At 71.9% G+C, this 19,559-nt stretch carries 15 protein-coding genes and 4 pseudogenes; 9 read left to right on the top strand and 10 right to left on the bottom strand.

The genetic code is table 11. From position 1 onward, the window contains the following. The first annotated feature begins 43 nt into the window (after positions 1–43). The gene (locus tag QOL88_RS04800) at positions 44–580 is read left to right on the top strand and encodes a MarR family winged helix-turn-helix transcriptional regulator (protein WP_097215233.1); all 537 of its coding nucleotides are present in this window, start codon (positions 44–46) and stop codon (positions 578–580) included. A 13-nt stretch (positions 581–593) separates the two neighbouring features. Further along, complete coding sequence (locus tag QOL88_RS04795) at positions 594–1,517, top strand: phosphotransferase family protein (RefSeq protein ID WP_097215232.1); 924 nt, start codon at positions 594–596, stop codon at positions 1,515–1,517. Between the two features lie 6 nt (positions 1,518–1,523). Here the strand turns inward: QOL88_RS04795 and QOL88_RS04790 are convergent, their stop codons facing one another. The 4 genes from QOL88_RS04790 to QOL88_RS04775 all read right to left on the bottom strand — a co-directional run bounded on the left by QOL88_RS04790 (position 1,524) and on the right by QOL88_RS04775 (position 8,269). Next, entirely contained in the window at positions 1,524–3,563 is a 2,040-nt protein-coding gene (locus QOL88_RS04790) for a CocE/NonD family hydrolase (protein WP_097215231.1), read from the bottom strand. Between the two features lie 19 nt (positions 3,564–3,582). Further along, entirely contained in the window at positions 3,583–4,893 is a 1,311-nt protein-coding gene (locus tag QOL88_RS04785) for an ATP-grasp domain-containing protein (RefSeq protein WP_257027507.1), read from the bottom strand. Between the two features lie 159 nt (positions 4,894–5,052). Then, complete coding sequence (locus tag QOL88_RS04780; protein ID WP_097215230.1) at positions 5,053–7,458, bottom strand: SpoIIE family protein phosphatase; 2,406 nt, start codon at positions 7,456–7,458, stop codon at positions 5,053–5,055. Between the two features lie 115 nt (positions 7,459–7,573). Further along, a complete protein-coding gene (locus QOL88_RS04775; RefSeq protein ID WP_179878771.1) occupies positions 7,574–8,269 on the bottom strand; it encodes a GntR family transcriptional regulator in 696 nt (231 codons plus the stop codon). A 95-nt stretch (positions 8,270–8,364) separates the two neighbouring features. Between QOL88_RS04775 and QOL88_RS04770 the strand changes: the two are divergent. The 5 genes and pseudogenes from QOL88_RS04770 to QOL88_RS04750 all read left to right on the top strand — a co-directional run bounded on the left by QOL88_RS04770 (position 8,365) and on the right by QOL88_RS04750 (position 13,988). Continuing rightward, positions 8,365–9,020: pseudogene (locus QOL88_RS04770) on the top strand (PLP-dependent aminotransferase family protein). Then, positions 9,017–10,237 (top strand): sarcosine oxidase subunit beta family protein, encoded by a 1,221-nt coding sequence (locus QOL88_RS04765; protein ID WP_097215229.1) that lies wholly within the window; start codon positions 9,017–9,019, stop codon positions 10,235–10,237. Before QOL88_RS04770 ends, QOL88_RS04765 begins: the two are co-directional and overlap by 4 nt. 13 nt (positions 10,238–10,250) lie before the next feature. After that, positions 10,251–10,532, top strand: a complete 282-nt coding sequence (locus QOL88_RS04760) for a sarcosine oxidase subunit delta (protein WP_031102929.1) — start codon at positions 10,251–10,253, stop codon at positions 10,530–10,532. Then, a complete protein-coding gene (locus QOL88_RS04755; protein ID WP_097215228.1) occupies positions 10,529–13,369 on the top strand; it encodes a sarcosine oxidase subunit alpha family protein in 2,841 nt (946 codons plus the stop codon). The genes QOL88_RS04760 and QOL88_RS04755 overlap by 4 nt, the downstream gene beginning before the upstream one ends. After that, positions 13,362–13,988 (top strand): sarcosine oxidase subunit gamma, encoded by a 627-nt coding sequence (locus QOL88_RS04750; RefSeq protein WP_097215227.1) that lies wholly within the window; start codon positions 13,362–13,364, stop codon positions 13,986–13,988. Before QOL88_RS04755 ends, QOL88_RS04750 begins: the two co-directional genes overlap by 8 nt. 151 nt (positions 13,989–14,139) lie before the next feature. Here the strand turns inward: QOL88_RS04750 and QOL88_RS04745 are convergent, their stop codons facing one another. Then, positions 14,140–14,766: a LysE family translocator gene (locus QOL88_RS04745; RefSeq protein ID WP_097215226.1), complete on the bottom strand. Its 627-nt coding sequence runs from the start codon at positions 14,764–14,766 to the stop codon at positions 14,140–14,142. A 111-nt stretch (positions 14,767–14,877) separates the two neighbouring features. Between QOL88_RS04745 and QOL88_RS04740 the strand changes: the two genes are divergently transcribed. Further along, complete coding sequence (locus QOL88_RS04740) at positions 14,878–15,330, top strand: Lrp/AsnC family transcriptional regulator (RefSeq protein WP_097215225.1); 453 nt, start codon at positions 14,878–14,880, stop codon at positions 15,328–15,330. Between the two features lie 25 nt (positions 15,331–15,355). Here QOL88_RS04740 and QOL88_RS04735 read toward each other — a convergent pair whose 3' ends face one another. Then, positions 15,356–16,294 carry an aminoglycoside phosphotransferase family protein gene (locus QOL88_RS04735; protein ID WP_257027505.1) on the bottom strand — a complete coding sequence of 313 codons (939 nt, stop codon included), beginning with the start codon at positions 16,292–16,294 and terminating at the stop codon, positions 15,356–15,358. 225 nt (positions 16,295–16,519) lie between these two features. Between QOL88_RS04735 and QOL88_RS04730 the strand changes: the two are divergent. Beyond that, positions 16,520–16,643 (top strand): annotated as a pseudogene (locus QOL88_RS04730) (alpha/beta hydrolase); the annotation flags it as partial. A 69-nt stretch (positions 16,644–16,712) separates the two neighbouring features. Here the strand turns inward: QOL88_RS04730 and QOL88_RS04725 are convergent. The 4 genes and pseudogenes from QOL88_RS04725 to QOL88_RS04715 form a co-directional block, all read right to left on the bottom strand. After that, a pseudogene (locus tag QOL88_RS04725) lies at positions 16,713–16,859 on the bottom strand (hypothetical protein); the annotation flags it as partial. Between the two features lie 100 nt (positions 16,860–16,959). After that, positions 16,960–17,151 (bottom strand): annotated as a pseudogene (locus QOL88_RS38790) (helix-turn-helix domain-containing protein); the annotation flags it as partial. 66 nt (positions 17,152–17,217) lie between these two features. Beyond that, positions 17,218–18,204, bottom strand: a complete 987-nt coding sequence (gene rfbB / locus QOL88_RS04720; protein ID WP_097215223.1) for a dTDP-glucose 4,6-dehydratase — start codon at positions 18,202–18,204, stop codon at positions 17,218–17,220. A 14-nt stretch (positions 18,205–18,218) separates the two neighbouring features. Beyond that, positions 18,219–19,436 (bottom strand): class I SAM-dependent methyltransferase, encoded by a 1,218-nt coding sequence (locus QOL88_RS04715; RefSeq protein ID WP_031102942.1) that lies wholly within the window; start codon positions 19,434–19,436, stop codon positions 18,219–18,221. Positions 19,437–19,559 lie beyond the last annotated feature (123 nt).

Raw genomic sequence — 19,559 nt, 5'->3', positions numbered from 1 at the left:
TTACATATTGCTTGACTTAGGCAAGCGCCTTTAGGGTGGTCACATGTCCACGCCGCACCCCCGCGAGGATCCCGCCCGTTCGGCCACGGTCGAGATCGAGCGAGCCCTCGCCCGGATCACCTACCTGGCGGGCCGGTCCCGGCAGCACGAGCGTCTGATGGCGGAGTCGGGCCTGTCCCTGGACCGGGCCGCCGTGGCGATCCTGCGGCACATCGCCGAGAGCGAGCCGCTGCGCCCCGGGGTCCTCGCCGTCCGGCTGTCGGTGGAGGCGTCCCACGTCACCCGGCAGCTGCGGCAGCTGGAGCAGGCCGGCCACGTCGTCCGCGTCCCGGACCCGGACGACCGGCGCGCCCAGCGCGTCCAGCTCACCGATGCAGGACTGGACGCGGTCGAGCGCATGCGCGAGGTGCGCCGCCGGGGCATGGAGGCCACCCTCGCCGCCTGGTCGTCCGAGGACCTGGGACGGCTGGCCGGGCTGTTCGGCCGTCTCGTCGACGACTTCGTCCGGCACGCCGAGATCGAGATCCACGACCGCCCCGCGCCCCTGCCGCCCGGCCGGGAACCTGATCACGGACGCTGATTGAATGCCGGGCATGACCGAGACCGACGCGCACGGGCCCGAGCGCTGGGTCGAGTACTTCGCCCGGCGCGGATACCCCGGCGCCCGGCGGCTCGCCTCCGGCATGGAAGGGACCGTCTACCGGCTCCGGGACGGGACCGTCGCGAAGGTGTGGACCGGGCGGGCACCCGAGAACTTCGACCTCACCCGACGGCTCTACGCCGACATCGCCCGGCACCCCCTGCCCTTCGGCACGCCGAGGATCCTCGACGCCGAGGAGTACGACGGGGTGCTCGTCAGCTATGAACTGGAGCTCGGCGGACGCCCGTTGCGCTCCGACGGAGACGGCAGGCGGCCCGCCCGTGACCTGCCCCGCCGGGAGACCGACGCCCTGCTCACCGTCCTGCGCGCACTGGCCTCCGTGCCGGGCAGCGAGGTCATGCGGCGCCTGGTGGTCCAGGGCGACGACCGGCCGCTGTGGCAGGGCCACTCCCGCTTCTCCGACGCGCTCGCCGCCCTCGTGGAAAGGGCCGTCGGCCGCAACCGGGACGCCCTCGCCGCGCAGGTACCGCAACTGGCCGGCGTCGTGTCCCGTACCGCCGCCTCGCTGCGGGCGCTGCCCGACCGGCCCGAGAGCGTCGTCCACGGCGACCTGGTGCCGCCCAACATCCACCTGGACGAGGGCGGGCACCCGGTCGCCGTCCTCGACTTCGGGTTCTGCACCACCGCCGGCGACCCCGCCTTCGAGGCCGCCGTCACGGCCGCCGTCTGGGACATGTACGGACCCGACGCCGCGCACCACACCGCCGAGCTGACCCGTCTGTTCGCCCGCGAACTGGGCCATGCCGAAGAGGTCCTGGACCTCTACCGGAAGGCCTACGCCCTCATCACGTACGACCTCTTCGGCACGGGCCCGCACGACGGGCACTTCCGCTGGTGCGCCGCCCTGCTGCGGTGACACGCACTACAACAGGTCGCGGGGGACCTTCTCGTTCCAGGTGCGCGAGAAGACCCGCCGGTCGGCCTCGTAGGCGTCGAGGGTCGCGTCGACGAAGAAGTCCGTCTCGTCGCACGTGAGCCGGGTGTGGGTGACCACCCGGGCGTCCCAGTCGTCCCGCCGGAACCGCATGGTCCACGTGGTCTCGCCACCGACCGAGGTGAAGTCGTCGGCGACCGCCGTGTAGCGCTCATGGGCGCGCCGGTCGGCCTCCAGGCCGATGTCCTCGAAGCGGACCGTGCCCCGGTCCTTCACGATGTCCAGCTCGGAGCGGTAGTCGATCAGATCCCGCTTGACGTCCCAGCGCTCCTCCGGGGGCGTCACCTGGGTCGTGGCGAGCGGGGGAGTGCCCTCGGGTTCGCCGAAGGGCGACGACGGCACCTCGTCCGGCTCCTCCACCGGCCGCACCGGCAGGGTGAGCGTGCTGGAGTGCTCGTGGACGCTGAGCAGGGCAGGCTTGGGCGCCGGCCAGGCCAGCGGCCAGTAGGACGTCGACAGTGACAGCCGGATGCGGTGGCCCGGCGGGAACGCCTGCGCCACACCGTTGAGCGGGATGGTGGCCCGGTAGCGCCGGCCCGGCTCCAACGGCTCGGGAGACTCGGTGCTGTCACGGCGGGTCAGGTTCAGGATGCCGTACGAGACGCGCGTCGCGGAGCCGTCGGGGCTCACGTCGGACAGCCGCGCCGCCACCAGGGCCACCGGCTCGCTGACCGACAGGTCGAGCTCCACGCTCGGCGAGCCGAGGATCTCCACCGGCTCGGTCAGCGGCTCGCTGTCGAAGACGAGCGAACCGCCGTCCTCCTCCCGCTGGTCGTAGGGAAGGTCCGGGGGAGCGTTGTAGGAGGCCCACTTGCCCGCGAACTGGCCGACGGACAGCGGCGAGCGCACCGTCATGGCCGCGCCGCCCTCGCAGGGCGCAGCCGTGGCGTCCCGCGCGGGTCCGATCGTGTGCCGCGTGAGCGGGTGCGTCTCGGACCGGATGTGCGGCGACGGCCAGTCCGGCTCGCCGACCCAGCGGCCCGGCCGCTCCTCGTAGGACGTGGAAGGCGGCACGCTGTCCTGCATCCACGCCAGCAGCATGGGGCCGTCCATGACGCCGTTGTCGACGCCCTTGAGCCAGTGGTCCCACCACCGCACCAGCTCCTGGAGGTAGCCGATCGCGGGACCGGGCTCCCCGAGGTGAGGGAACTTGTGCGACCAGGGCCCGATCAGCCCCTTGCGGGGCACGTCCAGGTTCCCCAGCAGCCGGGTCACGGCGTTGGAGTAGCCGTCCGCCCAGCCGCTGGAGGCCAGCACCGGGCAGCGCACGCTCGTGTAGTCCTCGCACACCGAGGCGTGCCGCCAGTAGTCGTCGCGCCGCTGGTGGCGCAGCCACTCCAGCACCCACGGCTCGGTGTTCTCCAGCCGCTCGTGCCACATCTCGCGCCAGCGATCGCCGACCACGGCCGGATCGGGCGGGCAGGTGCCGTAGGCGAACATGGTGCCCGCCTCGGCCAGGTTGTCCGACAGCAGGGCGCCGCCCATGTAGTGCATGTCGTCGGCGTGCCGGTCGTCGGTGAACGACGCGATGGCGATGGCCTTCAGGGACGGCGGCTGTCGAGCCGCCACCTGGAGTGCGGCGAACGCACCCCAGGAGATGCCCATCATGCCCGTGCCGCCGTCGCACCAGGGCTGCTCCGCCAGCCAGGCCAGGATCTCCTCGGCGTCCGCCTGCTCCCGTTCCAGGTACTCGTCGCGCAGCACGCCCTCCGAGTCGCCGGTGCCGCGCAGGTCGACACGGACGCAGGCGTAGCCGTGCCCGGCGAGATAGGGGTGGTGGATCGAGTCCCGTACGGCCGTCAGGTCGCGCTTGCGGTACGGGATGTACTCCAGCACCGCCGGCACCGGCTCCTGGTCCGAGGAGGTGGGGCGCCAGATGTGCGCGGAGAGCCGGACCCCGTCGGACATCGGGATCGTGACGTGCTCTTCTTCCTTCGTCTCGTACGGCAAATTTGTCACGTAACGCATGGAAGTGACGTGCTCCTCACTAACGCGTGGCGTCGGCCTCGGCCGGGGCGTCCTCGAAGGCCAGGCCCAGGGCGGCCACGCAATGGTCGAACTTCTCCCGCAGCTCCGCCTCGTCTGCCCCGCCGGTGTAGATGTGTGCCAGCTCGTAGCTGTAGCTGTCCTGCCCGGGGAGGTCCGAGAGCCGGTCGCCCTGTGCGGGGATCACCTCGATGCGCACCCCCGGGGTCTCCCGCTCGATGCGGGCGATCTCCTCGGCGCTCGGCACCCGGCGCACCACACCGTCGGTGAACCAGCGGTGGTACCACTTCGCGGCCATCGCGTATTCGCCCTCGCGGTGCGGCATGTGCGGGTCCTCGCCGAGGGCGAGGCGGACCATGCAGTGGTGGTTGGGCACGCCGTCGACGTACTGGAACAGCTCCGCGTGCGACTGGGAGTGCCGGGGGTTGATCTCCAGCAGGTTGATCTCCTGGGTCCGCGGATCGTAGAAGTACTCGATGCTGAAGGTGGCCGAGTCCATCCCGATCTGCCGCATCACCCGCTCGCTGACGTCGTGCAGTCGCGCGATGACCGGGGGCGGCAGCATCGAGGGGTACTGGTGGCGCAGGAAGCACGGGGAGTCCGGGTACTGGATGGAGTCCAGCACGCCGTAGACGGTCACTTCGCCCTGGTGGACGTAGCCCTCGACGGCCACCTGGACGCCGGACATGGCCCCCTCCGCGAGACAGACCCGGCCGCCCACGCCGTTCATCTCCGGCGGCAGGTCGATGCGCTCGAGGACGTGCTCGAAGGGGCGGCCGATGCGGGATATGCCTGCGCGGATCTCGGCGACCGCCTTGCTGAACTCCTCCTCGTCATCCACTCCGAAGGCGAGTTCGGAGGAGTACGAGAGGGCGGGCTTGAGCCACATCGGGAAGGTCACGTCTTCCGGCGGCCGCGGCGGTTCGGCCGACAGGTCGACCTGGCCGAAGGGCGGGTGCCGGTCAGTGGCCTTCTGCTGCTCCAGCCGGCTCCAGTACTTGTGCTCGCACTTGACGACCGACTCCAGGCTGGTGCTGCGGGTGCCGTACCGTTCGCTCAGCATCGGGACGAGGGTGCTGACCGGGAAGTCCCAGTAGCCGACGATCGCGTCGATGCTCCCGTCGAACGCGTCGAGCACGCCCTGAGCCTTCTCGAGCAGCTTGGGCAGGTCCACTTCACCGACCTGGAGCTCCTCGATCGTCAGCAACTGGTGAAAACGCAGCTTGTCGGCTCCCGGGACCTGCTGGAGCGTGGGCAGGTTGGCCTCGTCGAGCCCGATCACGAAGATGTTCTTCGCCGTCTCGTCAGACACGGTTCTCCTTCCGATGATGTAAGGCCCGCAGGCCGGCTTGCAAGATCGTCGGAGTACCCCTGCCACCTGCGGGCATGCCGCTTCGGACACCGCGCCCGTACCGGACGGCGGGGAACATGCCCGCCCTGAGCCGGACATGGTCGGCACGCGTGTTCAGGCTCACACTCCGGTCGGCAGGTCCTGTTCCGCCCAGATGGTCTTGCCCGTCGCCGTCTGGCGGCTGCCCCACCGTTCGGCGAGCTGGGCGACGAGCAGCAGTCCCCGGCCGCCCTCGTCGAAGACCCGGGCCCGGCGCAGATGCGGGGCGGTGCTGCTGCCGTCGGACACCTCGCAGATGAGGGTCGAGTCGCGGATCAGCCGCAGCTCGATGGGGGCGCCGCCGTACCGCAGCGCGTTGGTGACCAGTTCGCTGACGATCAGTTCGGTGGCGAACTCCGCCTCCGTCAGGCCCCATTCGGCCAGCTGCTCGCCCGCCATCTTGCGGGCCCGGGCCACGGCCGCGGGGTCCGGTGGCAGCTGCCAGGTGCGGACCTGGCCGGCGTCGAGCACGGCCGTGCGCGCCAGCATCAGCACGACGTCGTCATCGGCGGGCCGGCCGGTCAGCAGCGTGCTCAGCACCTGCTCGCAGGTCTCCTCGAGCGTCACCGCGGGGCCGTTCAATGCCTGGCGCAGCAGGGCGATCCCGACCTCGATGTCGTGGCCGGGCGCCTCGATCAGACCGTCGGTGTAGAGGGCGAGCAGGCTGTTCTCCTCCAGCTGCACCTCGGCGGCCTCGAACGGAAGGCCGCCCAGGCCCAGCGGCGGCCCGGCCGGCAGGTCCACGAACCGGACGCTGCCGTCGGGCGTGACCAGGGCGGGCGGCGGATGCCCGGCGCGGGCCATGGTGCAGCGGCGGGACACCGGGTCGTACACGGCGTACAGGCAGGTGGCGCCGATCTGCCCCGACGCCTCCTGCTCCCCGCGCACCTCCGGGCCCTCCTCCCGGTCGAGCCGGATGACGAGGTCGTCCAGCTGGGTGAGGAGCTCGTCGGGGGCGAGATCGACGTCGGCGAGCGTGCGTACGGCGGTCCGCAGCCGGCCCATCGTGGCCGACGCCTGGATGCCGTGGCCCACCACGTCGCCCACGACCAGGGCCACACGGGCACCGGACAGCGGGATGACGTCGAACCAGTCGCCGCCGATGTCCGCACCGGTCCCGGTGGGCAGATAGCGGTAGGCGATGTCCATCGCCGCCAGCTCCGGGAGCCGCTCGGGCAGCAGGCTGCGCTGGAGCGCCAGGGCCGTGCGGCGTTCCCGGGTGAAACGGCGGGCGTTGTCCACACTGACCGCGGCCCTGGCGACGATGTCCTCCGCGAGCAGCAGGTCGTCCTCGCTGAAGGAGTCCGGGGTGCGGTGGCGCAGGAAGTGCACCAGGCCCAGGGTCACGCCGCGGGCGCGCAGCGGCACCATCATCACCGAGTGGATCAGGTACCTGGTCACGGTCTGGGCGCGGGCGGGGGAGGACTCGAGCCACTCCAGCAGCTCCGGATCCCCGGGCCGGTGCCGGGCGCCCCGCGCGGCGGCCAGGACCCGCAGCGGCAACGTCCCCACCGGGTAGCCGATCGTGTCGCCCGTGGCCACCACCGACTCCGGGCAGCCCTCCAGCACCGATCGCTGGGCGGTGCGCCGCACGACGGCCGGCGTGCGTGTCGGCAGAGGTCCCGGCTCATCGCCCCGGGCGACGGACTCCAGCAGATCCACGGTGACGAAGTCCGCGAATCCCCCGGTGACGGCCACCTCCGCCATCTCCTCGGCCGTCCGGGTCACGTCCAGGGTGCTTCCGATGCGCAGACTGGCCTCGTTGAGCACCGCCAGCCGGCGCCGGGCCCAGTACTGCTCGGTCGTGTCGAACACGGTCGCCGACATGCCCTGGACCACGCCCGCCTCGTCCTTCAGCGGCGACATGAACATGGACCAGGCGTGCGGCCGGATCTCGCCCGGGGCCTTGCCGTGCTCCTCGTAGAAGATCATCTCGCCGGTGCGCAGGACCTCCCGCTGGAGGCGGTCGTAGGTGTCGAAGGGCGGGTTCGGCTCGATCTCCCACAGGGTCAGGCCCTTCATCTCCTCCTCGGACCTGCCCATCACCTCGGTCATGATCTCGTTGGCGCCCACCAGCCGGGCGTCCCGGTCGTAGACCGCCACGGGTACGGGGAGCTGGGCGAGGGTGAGGTCCCACAGGGGCGGGGCCCCGTGCTCGCCCCGCGCGCCCGGGTACACCGGCACGGTGCCGGTCACGAGCCAGAGCCGGCCGCCCTCGGCGTCCAGCAGCGGCGTCCCCCGCAACCGGACCACGACCCGGTTGCCGTCGCGGTGCCGCAGCGCCACCTCCCCGGCCCACGGTCGGCCCTCGGCCGTGTGCCGCCGCGTGGACTCCGGGAGACGGGCGGCGAGCAGGTCGTCGACGGGCCTGCCCACGAGCTCGGCGGGTTCGTAGCCGAGCAGGCGGCGGGCCCCGTCGCTCCACACCGTGATCGCTCCACCGGCGTCGACGACGAACGCCAAGTCCTCCGGTACGCGTCCCTGCACGGTGCCTCCGGGTGTGCCGCCCCTGCCTGCTCACCAGTCCCTGCACCCGATTGTCCCGCTACCGGCCCGCCGGGGCTCGTCTGCCGCGAAGCGCCTCGGTGACCAGCCCGAACGCTCAGATGGCCGCGCGGATCGCCCGCTCGAACCCCTCGACGTGGCCTCGGGCGAGCCGCGCCGCCCGCTCCGGCTCACCCGCGACGATCGCCTCGATCAGGGGCCCGTGCTCCTCGACGTGTCCCGCCATGTCGGACAGGCGGTCGAGGAACAGGCACCAGATGCGGGTGGCGAGGTTGTCGTGGCGGACGAGGGTGTCCTCCAGGTACGGGTTGTGCGCGGCGGCGTAGACCGCGCGGTGGACCTGGAGATCCAGGCGCATCAGCTCGCCGGCGTCCTGCCGGGCGGGATCCGCGCGCTCCAGCTCCTGCCGCAGGGCCGTCAGGACCGTCCGGTCCGCCGCCGTGGCACGCCGCGCGGCCAGGGCGGCGGCCAGGGGTTCGAGTTCCTGGCGCACCTCGGAGATATGGGCGAGGTCGGTGATGTTGACCTCGGTGGCGAAGGTGCCGCGCCGGGGGTAGGTCGTGATCAGGCGCTCGTACTGGAGCCGCTTCAGCGCCTCGCGGACCGGCGTCCGCCCGACGCCGAGGGACTGCGCGAGCTGCTCCTCGTGGATCGGGGCGCCCGGGCGGATCTCGAGCATGACGAGGCGGTCGCGGATGGCGCGGTAGGCGCGCTCGGCGAGGGACAGCTCCTCGCCGCCGGGCTCTCGGCCCCGGGAATCCCCGCTCATGGGCCCGGTCGCCAGCTGCTGCATGAATGCCCCCTTGACCTGTCCGGCGAGCTCCCATACCGTACCGCACAGACTGATATATCAGTTGCGCATTAGTTGGCTCCCAGGATGGTGCACTCATGGCGACCAGCCCGTCGACCAGCACACTCGCGTCCCCCCTCGCCCTCCCGCTCGGTGAACTGGACCCGGACGTCGCCACCGCCGTACGGGCCGAGCCGCACCGCCGGCAGTCGACGCGGGAGATCGCCTCGGAGAACGTCGCCACGGCCGCGGTCATGGAGGCGCGGGGCCCGGTCCTCACCACCAAGGACGTCCAGCCGCACTCGGGGGCGCAGGCCAACGCCGCCGCGATGTTCGCCCTGCTCCGGCCGGGCGACACGATCCTCGGCCTCGACCTGGCGCACGGCGGTCACCTGACCCACGGCATGCGGATCGACTACTCCGGCACGCTGTACGACGTCGTGCCCTACCACGTGCGCGAGTCCGACCTGCGCGTCGACATGGAGGACAGCAGGCCGAGGACCGGCCGCACCGCATCGGCATCACCGTCAACCGCAACGCCGTGCCGTTCGACCCGCGCCCGCCGACGGTGTCGTCGGGCCTGCGCATCGGCACCCCGGCCCTGGCCACCCGCGGCTTCGGCGCCACGCGGTTCCGGGAGGTCGCCGACGTCATCGCCGAGGCCCTGAAGGGCGAACAGCCGGACGACGCACTGCGCGAGCGGGTCGACAGGCCCGCCGCCTTCCCCCTCTACCTGGACGGAGCCCCGGTATGACCGCCCGACCGCTCCCGGAGCACCCGGACTTCCTCTGGCGCAACCCCGAACCGCGCTCCTCCTACGACGTCGTCATCGTCGGCGCGGGCGGTCACGGCCTGGCCACCGCCTACTACCTCGCCAAGAACCACGGCATCACCAAGGTCGCCGTCCTGGAGAAGGGCTGGCTGGCCGGCGGCAACATGGCCCGCAACACCACGATCATCCGCTCCAACTACCTCTGGGACGAGAGCGCCGCGATCTACGAGCACGCGCTCAAGCTGTGGGAGCGGCTCCCCGAGGAACTGGACTACGACTTCCTGTTCAGCCAGCGCGGCGTCCTCAACCTCGCCCACACCCTCCAGGACGTCCGCGAGGGCATGCGCCGGGCCAACGCCAACCGCCTCAACGGAGTCGACGCCGAGTGGCTCGACCCCGACCAGGTCGCCAAGGTCTGCCCCATCCTCAACGTCTCGCCCCGTACCCGCTATCCGGTCCTCGGCGCCACCTTCCAGCCCCGGGCCGGCATCGCCAAGCACGACCATGTCGCCTGGGCGCTGGCCCGCCGCGCCGACGAGCTGGGCGTGGACCTCATCCAGGGCTGCGAGGTCACCGGCTTCCTCAAGGACGGCGACCGGGTCGTGGGCGTCGACACCAACCGGGGCCGCATCCACGCGGGCCGGGTCGGCCTCGCCGCCGCCGGGCACAGCAGCGTGCTGGCCGAACGGGCCGGCGTACGGCTGCCGGTGCAGTCGCATCCGCTCCAGGCGCTGGTCTCGGAGCTCCACGAGCCGGTCCACCCGACGGTCGTCATGTCGAACCACGTGCACGTCTACGTGTCCCAGGCCCACAAGGGCGAGCTGGTGATGGGCGCGGGCGTCGACTCCTACAACGGCTACGGCCAGCGCGGCTCCTTCCACGTCATCGAGCGGCAGATGGCCGCCGCCGTCGAACTCTTCCCCGTCTTCGCCAGGGCGCACGTGCTGCGCACCTGGGGCGGCATCGTCGACGTCACCCCGGACGCCTCGCCGATCATCGGCCGCACCCCGGTGGAGGGCCTGTACGTCAACTGCGGCTGGGGGACCGGCGGTTTCAAGGCCACCCCGGCCGCCGGCTGGACCTTCGCGCACACCATCGCCACGGGCGAGCCGCATCCGCTGAACACCCCCTTCGCCCTCGAACGCTTCACCACCGGCGCCCTGATCGACGAACACGGCGCGGCGGCCGTGGCCCACTGAGGAGGACCCCACCGTGCTGCTGATCACCTGCCCGTGGTGCGGGCCGCGGGACGAGACCGAGTACCACTACGGCGGACAGGCCCACGTCCCCCATCCCGAGACCCCGGCCGACCTCTCCGACGAGCAGTGGGCCGCGTACGTCTTCTACCGCGACAACCCCAAGGGCCCCTTCGCCGAACGCTGGATGCACGGCACCGGCTGCCGCCGCTGGTTCAACGTCCTGCGCGACACCGCCACCCACGAGGTGCTGACCACCTACCGGCTCGACGAGCCGCGCCCCGGAGGGACCCGATGACCGACCAGCCCTTCCGGCTGCCGCAGGGGGGCCGCGTCGACCGCGGCACCGTGCTGCGCTTCACCGTCGACGGCCGGGAGCTCACCGGCCACCCCGGCGACACCCTCGCCTCCGCCATGCTGGCGAACGGCCTCGTCGAAGTCGCCCCCTCGCTCTACCGCGGCCGCCCGCGCGGCATCGTCGCCGCCGGTGTCGAGGAGCCCAACGCCCTCGTGCAGCTGGACGGTTCCTGCTCCGAGGGCATGCTCCCCGCGACGACCGTGGAGCTGTACGACGGCCTGTCCGCCACCACGCTCTCCGGGATGGGCCGGCTCGACCCGGCCCCGGACCCCGCCGTCCACGACAAGAAGTACGCCCACACCGACGTCCTGGTCGTCGGCGCGGGACCCGCGGGGCTCTCGGCCGCCGCCGCTGCCGCCGGCTCCGGGGCGCGGGTGATCCTCCTCGACGACCAGCCCGAGCCCGGCGGCTCGCTGTGCTCCGACACCGCGTGGGTCGCCGCTGTCCGGGCGGCCCTCGACGCCGCCCCCGAGGTCGTCGTCCTGCCCCGCACCACGGCCTTCGGCTCCTACGACGACAACTACGTGCTCGCCCTCCAGCGCCGCACCGACCACCTGGGAACAGCCGCCCCCGAGGGGGTCTCACGCCAGCGGCTCTGGCACATCCGGGCCCGCCAGGTGGTGCTCGCGACCGGTGCGCACGAGCGTCCGCTGGTCTTCGCCGGCAACGACCGGCCCGGGGTGATGCTCTCCTCGGCCGTGCGGACGTACCTCAACCGGTATGCCGTGGCGCCGGGTTCGCGGGCCGTGGTGAGCACGACCAACGACAGCGCCTACGACACGGTCGCCGATCTGCTCGCGGCCGGGATCGACATCGCGGCCGTCGTGGACGCGCGGCCCGAACCGACCCGGCGGGCGGCCGAGCTGGCCGGGGCCACCGGTGTGCGGGTGCTGACGGGCAGCGCGGTGATCGACACCGAGGGCGGCCACAGGCTCACCGGTGTCACCGTCCGGGCCCTCGACACCGATGGCCGGCTCACCGGCGCACCGGAGCGGTTCGACTGCGACCTGCTCGCCGTCTCGGGCGGATGGAGCCCGGTGGTGCATCTGCACAGCCAGCGGCAGGGCCGGCTGCGCTGGGACGAGACGCTGGTGGCCTTCGTGCCCGACGGTGCCGTGCGCGGCCAGCAGGTCGTCGGTGCGGCGCGCGGGACGTACGACGTCGACGGCTGCCGTGCCGAGGGGGCCCGGGCGGGCGCGGTGGCCGCGACGGAGGCCGGGTTCCCGACCGCCGTACCGCCAGAGGGCGCGCCGCTCCCCGCCGGCCAGACCCGCGCGCTGTGGCTGGTCCCCGGCCCCGATGGCGAATCCGGCACCTGGGACCGTCACTTCGTCGACCTCCAGCGGGACGTCACCGTCGCCGACATCTGGCGCTCCACCGGCGCGGGCATGCGCGGCGTCGAGCACGTCAAGCGCTACACGTCCCTCGGCACGGCGAACGACCAGGGCAAGACGTCCGGGGTCAACGCGATCGGCGTCATCGCCGAGGCCCTCGGGGGCTCGATGGGCGAGATCGGCACCACGGCCTACCGGGCCCCCTACACACCGATCGCCTTCGCCGCCCTGGCCGGGCGGGAACGCGGGGACCTCTTCGACCCGGAGCGGACCACGCCCCTGCACGCCTGGCACGTGGCGCACGGCGCCGAGTTCGAGGACGTCGGGCAGTGGAAGCGCCCCCGTTACTACCCCCGGCCGGGGGAGGACATGGACGCCGCCGTGGCCCGCGAGTGCCGCGCGGCCCGCGAGGGCGTGGCCTTCATGGACGCCTCCACCCTCGGCAAGATCGAGATCCGGGGCGCGGACGCGGGCGAGTTCCTCAACCGGATCTACACCAACGCCTTCAAGAAGCTGAAGCCCGGCACCGCCCGCTACGGCGTCATGTGCAAGCCCGACGGCATGATCTTCGACGACGGCGTGACCCTGCGCCTCGACGACGACCGCTACTTCATGACCACCACGACGGGTGGTGCCGCCGGCGTCCTGGACTGGCTGGAGGAGTGGCTCCAGACCGAGTGGCCCGAACTCGACGTCCACTGCACGTCGGTGACCGAGGAGTGGTCGACGATCGCCGTCGTCGGCCCGAAGTCACGGGAGGTCGTGGCCCGGCTCGCGCCCGACGTCGACCTGTCCGCCGAGGCGTTCCCGTTCATGGCCTTCCGTGAGACCACCCTGGCCTGCGGCGTCCCGGCCCGCATCTGCCGGATCTCCTTCTCCGGCGAACTGGCCTACGAGATCAACGTCTCGGGGTGGTACGGCCTGGCCGTCTGGGAGCAGGTCCACGAGGCCGGGCAGCCGTACGGCATCACCCCGTACGGCACCGAGACCATGCACGTCCTGCGGGCCGAGAAGGGCTACATCATCGTCGGGCAGGACACCGACGGCACGGTCACCCCGCAGGACGCGGGCATGTCCTGGGTGGTGTCGAAGCAGAAGGAGTTCATCGGCAAGCGGTCCTTCTCCCGCGCCGACACCGCCCGCGCCGATCGCAAGCACCTGGTCGGCCTGTTCCCGAGCGACCGCACGACCCGGCTCCCCGAGGGCACCCAACTCGTCGCGCCGGACGTCACCTTGGACAGGGTGCCGGTGCCGATGCTCGGGCACGTCACCTCCAGCTACCACAGCCCGGCACTCGGCCGCCCCTTCGCCCTCGCCCTCGTCGTCGGCGGACGGGCGAGGATCGGCGAGACCCTGCTCGCCCCGGTGGGCGAGGACCTGGTGCCCGTCGAGGTGACCGACTGCGTCCTCTACGACCCCGAAGGGACCAAGCGTGATGGCTGAGACAGGCCCCGAGACGCTGCGCCGGAGCCCCCTGGCCCATCTGGAGGAGCGGATGCGGGAGGCCGCCGTCACCGGCGCACGCGGCGTCACGCTGACGGAACTGCCGTTCCTCACCATGGTCAACCTGCGTGTCGACCCCGCCTCCGGGACGGCCGGCCGGATCGAGACGGCCCTGGGGGCGCCGCTCCCGCGCCGGTGTGGTGACACCGCCGCGTCCGGCCCCCGCACGATCCTCTGGCTGGGCCCCGACGAATGGCTCGTGCTCTCCCCGCCCGAGGAGGCCGCCGCGTCGTGGGAGTCGGGGGCCGTCGCGCTGCGGGACGCGCTGGGGTCGGATCCGGGGGCGGTCGTGGACGTCTCCGCGAACCGCACCACGCTGGAGCTGAGTGGCCCCTGCGCCCGGCAGGTGCTGGAGAAGGGGTGCCCGCTCGACCTGCATCCCCGGGCCTTCGGTCCGGGCCGGGCGATGTCGACCACGGTGGGGCCCGTCGCCGTACTGCTCTGGCAGGTCGACGACGCACCGACGTACCGGCTGCTGCCGCGCTCCTCGTTCGCCGACTACCTGGCGCGCTGGCTCGTCGACGCGATGAGCGAGTTCAGCCGACCGGAGGTGCCGTGATGGAACCGGCCGAGTACGTCCTCACCCTGGACTGCCCTGAATCGCCCGGCCCGGTCGCGACGAGCCCCGCCGGGCGCCCTCGACGCCGAGCACCTCCGGGGGCGTCTCGTCCACGTACGCTGCCTTCGGCAGGGGCGGATGCTCGGGTCCGTCAGCCCGCCAGGCGTTCCACGAGCAGGAACCCGGCGATGACGATCATCATCGCACCGGAGATCCGGGTCACCGCCCGGGCCGCGGCGGGCCTGGTCCTCAGGACCGTGCGGGCGAGAACTCCGACGGTGAGGTAGACGACGGCGCAGGCGGTCATGTGCAGCGAGCCGAGCAGGCCGGTCTGACCGGCGACCGGCCACGCCCCCGCGGGATCGATGAACTGCGGGAACAGGGAGAAGTACAGCAGGAGCGCCTTGGGATTCAGGCCGCTGATCCCGATTCCCCTGAGCATGACCCGCATCCGGGAGGAGCCTTCGGTACTCACCTCCGCCTCGGAGGCCGTCAGGGTCGCCGGCCGGCGGAGCACTCCCCAGCCGAGCCACACCAGGTAGCCGGCCCCGGCCACGGTCAGCGCGGTGAGCAGCGTCCCGGAACTCGCCACGATCACCACCAGTCCGGCCACCGCGAGCAGGGTGTACCCCGCGTATCCGGCCACCAGCCCGGCGACCGCCGGCACGACCGACCGGTCCCGCAGGCCCGCCGTGATCGCGTAGGCCCAGTCCGCGCCGGGCGTGAATATCAGCAGCAGATCCACTGCCAAGAAGGCCGCCAGCGTGGTCGTGTCCATCGATCGTTCCCTCTCACGTGCTGTGGTGCGAGAGGAAGGCTAGGCCGGTTCGGCCCGAAGGTGTTCCCTTCTTTACTCCTTGATCGCGGGATCTGGGGCAGAATCTTCTCCATGGATGCCCTGGACCGGAAAATTCTTACCGAGCTGCAGCTGGACGGCCGTCTCACGGTCACCGAGCTGGCCGCACGCGTGAAGCTGAGCGTCTCGCCCTGCCACCGCAGGCTGCGCGATCTCGAACGCGAAGGTGCGATCCGCGGCTACCGCGCGGTGGTGGACCCGGCCGCCGTGGGCCTGAACTTCGAGGCCTTGGTCTTCGCCACCCTCCGCTGGGAGGACGCCGACACGGTCTCCGCGTTCGAAGAGGCCGTGGCCGCCGTCCCGCACGTGCTCCAGGCCCAGCGCCTGTTCGGCGACCCCGACTACCTGCTGCGCGTCGCCACCACCGACCTGGGCGCCTTCCAGCAGCTCTACGACCAGCAGCTCGCACGGCTGCCCGGCGTGCAGCGCCTCAACTCCACCCTCGTCATGAAGCACATCGTCGACGACCGCCCGCTGCCCGAGTGAGCGGACGTCGCGCGTGGGGCAGGCCTCAGGCGTCCAGCCCTCCGGCGAACGGCATCGTCCGCCACTGCTCGACGGCCGGCTTCAGCGCGTCCACCAGCAGGGGCAGCTGCGGCGCGAGGGCGAGGCAGGCCACCGCGCGGGACATGCCCACCGCGGTGACGACCCGCAGCACGTCCTGGTCCAGTCGGCGCAGCCCCAGGCGCCCGGCGGCGGCGTCGTACGCGGCCTCGCACTCGGGGCCGAAGGCCGCCAGATCCCATTCGACCGGCCCGAGCGTGGTCAGTTCGAAGTCGGAGTACAGCGCGCCGTCCGGCCCGGAGACGATGTTGGCCGCCGGGGCGTCCCCGTGGACCGGCTGGAGCCCGACGCCGGGGAACACGGCCTCGAACCCCGCGCGTGAGCCGACGACCGGCTCCAGTACCTCCCACTCGCGCCGCGCCCGGTCGAGATCGGCCGGATCCAGGAGATCGGGGCGGCCTTCGAGCACGGCGAGCCCGTCGGTGACGAACCGCGGTTCGGCCGCCGACAGGAACGGCAGCTCGCCCGGGTAGGCGCGCAGCGCGGCGTGCAGGTCGGCGACCAGGCCGGCGTGGCGCACATAGTCGGGCTCGGCGCTCTGGTCCAGCTCGACGAACTGCCAGAACGTCATCGAGAACCCGTCGCGCGTCACCGGCTCCCGGGGCACGAGCGGACTCGGCGGGATCACCGGATGCCCGTGATCCGCGAGCCATCCCACCACGTCCAGCTCCTGCCGCTGCCGGGCGGCCTGGGACTCGGCGTCGGTGTACGAGGGCAGCACGGTAGGCACCCTGACCACCACGGGTGACGGAGCCAGGTGCACCACGACCGAGAACACGTCGTAGATGACCCTCGCGTCACCCACGTCGAGCCCCAGCTCCCGCCCGGCGGCGACGGCGGCGGCGAGGGCGCGGGAGGTGCGGGCGGATACCTGATCAGGTGTCAAGAAGCCTTCCATGCCCCTGAGGGTGTCATGGGCGGGCGCTCACTTCTCGTGAATTTCGACCGTCGGCTTCCCCGGCCTGCCTAGCTGTCGGCAGATGAACGCCTGCGGCAACTGACGTCCGAGAACCGGCGGTTGCTCGAGCGCCGCAAGCAGCTCCGTGCGCTCGACTCGGCGCTGACGGGCCCCAGGACCTGTCGATGCTCGACCCGTTTGTGCACCCCCGGGTTCTTCGACGGGGTCGTGGGCGGTGAAGGCCGACCGCTACGCCTACTGCACCGAGTTCTACAAGGACTTCTACAACCTCGACGAGAACCTCGGCACCCGGATCAGCGAGGAGGCCGTCCGCCACGGCCTGCTCCGCCGGCAGCGGCCGCTCGTCCAGTCCTCGCATGTCGACCAGGAACGCCCCGTCGGGACGGGGCGACCTCGGCTCTTCGGTCAGCCGGACGGCGAGCGAGGTCTTGCCGCTGCCGGGCGGACCCGACACCACGGCCGCCGGCGGCGCGACCGCTTGCCCCTCGGCGGCCTCGTGGGCGAGGGAGCGCAGCACGGCCAGTTCCGCCTGCCGGCCGACGAAGTCCCCCTACACCCCTCGGCAGTGTGTGGGGCGAGGGCCTGGCGAACTCGGCGGACCGCGCGCCGGGGCGGGCCACGTGCGCAGCCTCGTCCAGGTCCAGGTCCAGGCCCTGGGCGAGCGCGGTGATGGTGCCCCGGTGCGGACGCCTGCTCCGGCCCCGCTCCATGTCCCCGATGGCCCGCCCCGAGATGCCCGACGCCTCGGCCAGTTCCTCGATCGTCAGCCGGCGACTCTGCCGCAATCCGCGCAGCAGCCGGCCGAACGGCGCCGTGGTCCCCACCCCAGTGCCCACCGCGCGATGATACGTCCGGCGGCCCGCGCGCCCTTCGGCCGCAGGTCGCGGGGGTCACACGGCGCGGCCCGCGGGGAGCAGGAGCGGTTCCCACCACGCGCGGTTGGCGCGGTACCACGCCACCGTCTCGGCCAGACCCGTCGACAGCGGGACGGTCGGTCCGTAGCCGAGCTCGCGGGTGATCCTGGAGTGGTCGACGCAGTAGCGCCGGTCGTGGCCCTTTCGGTCCTCGACCCAGCGGATCTGCTCCCACGAGGCGCCGCAGGCCCGCACCAGGCGGTCGACGAGATCTCGGTTGGCCAGCGGTGTACCGCCGCCGATGTTGTAGGCCCGGCCCGGGCGCCCCCGCGTCCGCACCCGTTCCACGGCCCGGACATGGTCCTCTACGTGCAGCCAGTCCCGCACGTTGCCACCGTCCCCGTACAGCGGGGCCTCCCGGCCGTCGAGCAGCCGGGTGATGAACAGTGGGATCAGCTTCTCCGGGAACTGGTACGGGCCGTAGTTGTTGGAGCAGCGGGTGACCCGCACGTCCAGGCCGTGTGTGCGGTGCTGGGCGAGGGCGAGCAGGTCCCCGGCCGCCTTGGACGCCGCGTAGGGGCTGTTCGGCCGCACCGGGGAGTCCTCGCTCCACGCGCCCTGGTCGATGGACCCGTAGACCTCGTCGGTGGAGATGTGGACGAACGGCCCGACCCGATGGCGCAGCGCGGCGTCCAGCAGGACCTGCGTACCCGTCACGTTCGTCCGTACGAAGTCCGCCGCGCTGTCGATGGACCGGTCGACATGGGACTCGGCGGCGAAGTGCACCACGTGGTCGTGCGCCCGCATCAGCGCGTCGACCAACTCGGTGTCACAGATGTCCCCCTGGACGAAGGTCAGCCCCGGATGGTCCGCCACCGGCGCGAGGTTCGCCCGGTTGCCGGCGTAGGTGAGGGCGTCCAGCACGGTGACGGTGACGTCGCCCGGGCCGCCGGGGCCGAGGACGGTACGCACATAATGGGAGCCGATGAAACCCGCTCCGCCCGTGACGAGCACTCTGGTCATGGCAGTTCGCGCTTTCAGACGACGCGGACGTCCGGCACGTAGAGGATCCATTTTCCGCCCTGCTCCCGGAAAGCGGTCTCCCTGGCGATGATCTCCTCGGCGTGGTTCCACGCGAAGAGCAGCGCGTATTCGGGATAGGGCGTCGAGAACTCCTCGATCGGTTTCACGGGAATGTGCGCACCGGGGGAGAGGCGGCCCTGCTTCGCGGCCGTCGAGTCGTAGATCGCGGGAATCAGGTCGGGGCCGATGCCGCAGTAGTTCGTCACCGTGGCGCTCTTCGCCGTGGCCCCGTACGCGGCGACGGTGTGCCCGGCGTCGCGCAGCCGGTGCAGCAGCGCGGTCAGCTCCTCGCAGTTCCGCTTCACCTGCATGCCGAACCGTTCGAGGATCGTGCTGTCCGTGAGCTGCCGGCGCCCTTCCTCGGCGGTCAGTTCGGCCACGGCCGGGCTCGGCTGCCGGCGCCCTGCGCGGGCCAGGGTGTAGCGCACCTCGCCGCCGTGCACCGGGAGCCGCTCCACATCGACCAGTTCGAAGCCGTACTGCCGGGCGGCGGCCTGCACCGACGAGGCGGAGAACAGGTAGAAGTGTTCGTCGTAGATCTGGTCGAAGCTCGCCCGCTCCACGATGTCGCCGAGATACGGGTCCTCGAAGACGAACACGCCGTCCGTGGCCAGCAGCGCGTCCACGCCGCGGAACACCGAGTCCAGGTAGGGGATGTGGCACATGGTGTTGGCGGCGTAGATGACGTCCGCCGGCCCCTCCGCGGCCCTGATCTCCCGGGCGGTGGACTCCTGGAAGAAGTCGAACCGCACCCGCACGCCCTGGGCGGCCGCCAGTTCCACCACGTCGCGCGAGGGGTCGACGCCCAAGTGGCGGACGCCGGCGGCGGCGACGGTCTTCAGCATGGCGCCGTCGTTGCACCCGACCTCGACCACGAAGGCGTCCTTGCCCTGGCACTCGTTCGCCAGCAGTCGACGCGCGGTCGTGGAGAAGTGCTCCCGCATCACCGACGACATGGACGAGCGGTAGGGGTAGTCCTCACGGAACATGCGCTCCCGCGGGACCTCCTCCATGAGCTGCACCATGGCGCATTCCTCGCAGACGCCGACCGCGAGTCGGTAGAAGAACTCCTCCGACTTCTCCTCGGGTCGGCGAAAAGCATCGGACAGCGGCTGGCGACCGAAATCGAAGAACTCGGTGACGGAACTCCGGCAGACTCGGCAAGTGGTCATGCTCGCACGGTAGGACGGGTTCCTTGAAAGGAACTAGACGCCTGCTAGATGCCGTTGGAATTACCGGTGCAGCTGGTCGGCGGAATCCCTGTCGAGTCGTCGTCGAGGCGCCCTCGAATACCG

This window comes from Streptomyces sp. Ag82_O1-12, assembly GCF_900182715.1.
In the GTDB taxonomy this organism is placed as follows: Bacteria; Actinomycetota; Actinomycetes; order Streptomycetales; family Streptomycetaceae; genus Streptomyces; species Streptomyces massasporeus.
This window is presented reverse-complemented; position numbering and strand designations above follow the sequence as displayed.

Coding starts and splice junctions, on each gene's coding strand:
- QOL88_RS04800 (WP_097215233.1), top strand. CDS start 44: ATGTCCACGCCGCACCCCCGCGAGGATCCCGCCCGTTCGGCCACGGTC.
- QOL88_RS04795 (WP_097215232.1), top strand. CDS start 594: ATGACCGAGACCGACGCGCACGGGCCCGAGCGCTGGGTCGAGTACTTC.
- QOL88_RS04790 (WP_097215231.1), bottom strand. CDS start 3,563: ATGCGTTACGTGACAAATTTGCCGTACGAGACGAAGGAAGAAGAGCAC.
- QOL88_RS04775 (WP_179878771.1), bottom strand. CDS start 8,269: ATGCAGCAGCTGGCGACCGGGCCCATGAGCGGGGATTCCCGGGGCCGA.
- QOL88_RS04765 (WP_097215229.1), top strand. CDS start 9,017: ATGACCGCCCGACCGCTCCCGGAGCACCCGGACTTCCTCTGGCGCAAC.
- QOL88_RS04755 (WP_097215228.1), top strand. CDS start 10,529: ATGACCGACCAGCCCTTCCGGCTGCCGCAGGGGGGCCGCGTCGACCGC.
- QOL88_RS04750 (WP_097215227.1), top strand. CDS start 13,362: ATGGCTGAGACAGGCCCCGAGACGCTGCGCCGGAGCCCCCTGGCCCAT.
- QOL88_RS04745 (WP_097215226.1), bottom strand. CDS start 14,766: ATGGACACGACCACGCTGGCGGCCTTCTTGGCAGTGGATCTGCTGCTG.
- QOL88_RS04740 (WP_097215225.1), top strand. CDS start 14,878: ATGGATGCCCTGGACCGGAAAATTCTTACCGAGCTGCAGCTGGACGGC.
- rfbB (WP_097215223.1), bottom strand. CDS start 18,204: ATGACCAGAGTGCTCGTCACGGGCGGAGCGGGTTTCATCGGCTCCCAT.
- QOL88_RS04715 (WP_031102942.1), bottom strand. CDS start 19,436: ATGACCACTTGCCGAGTCTGCCGGAGTTCCGTCACCGAGTTCTTCGAT.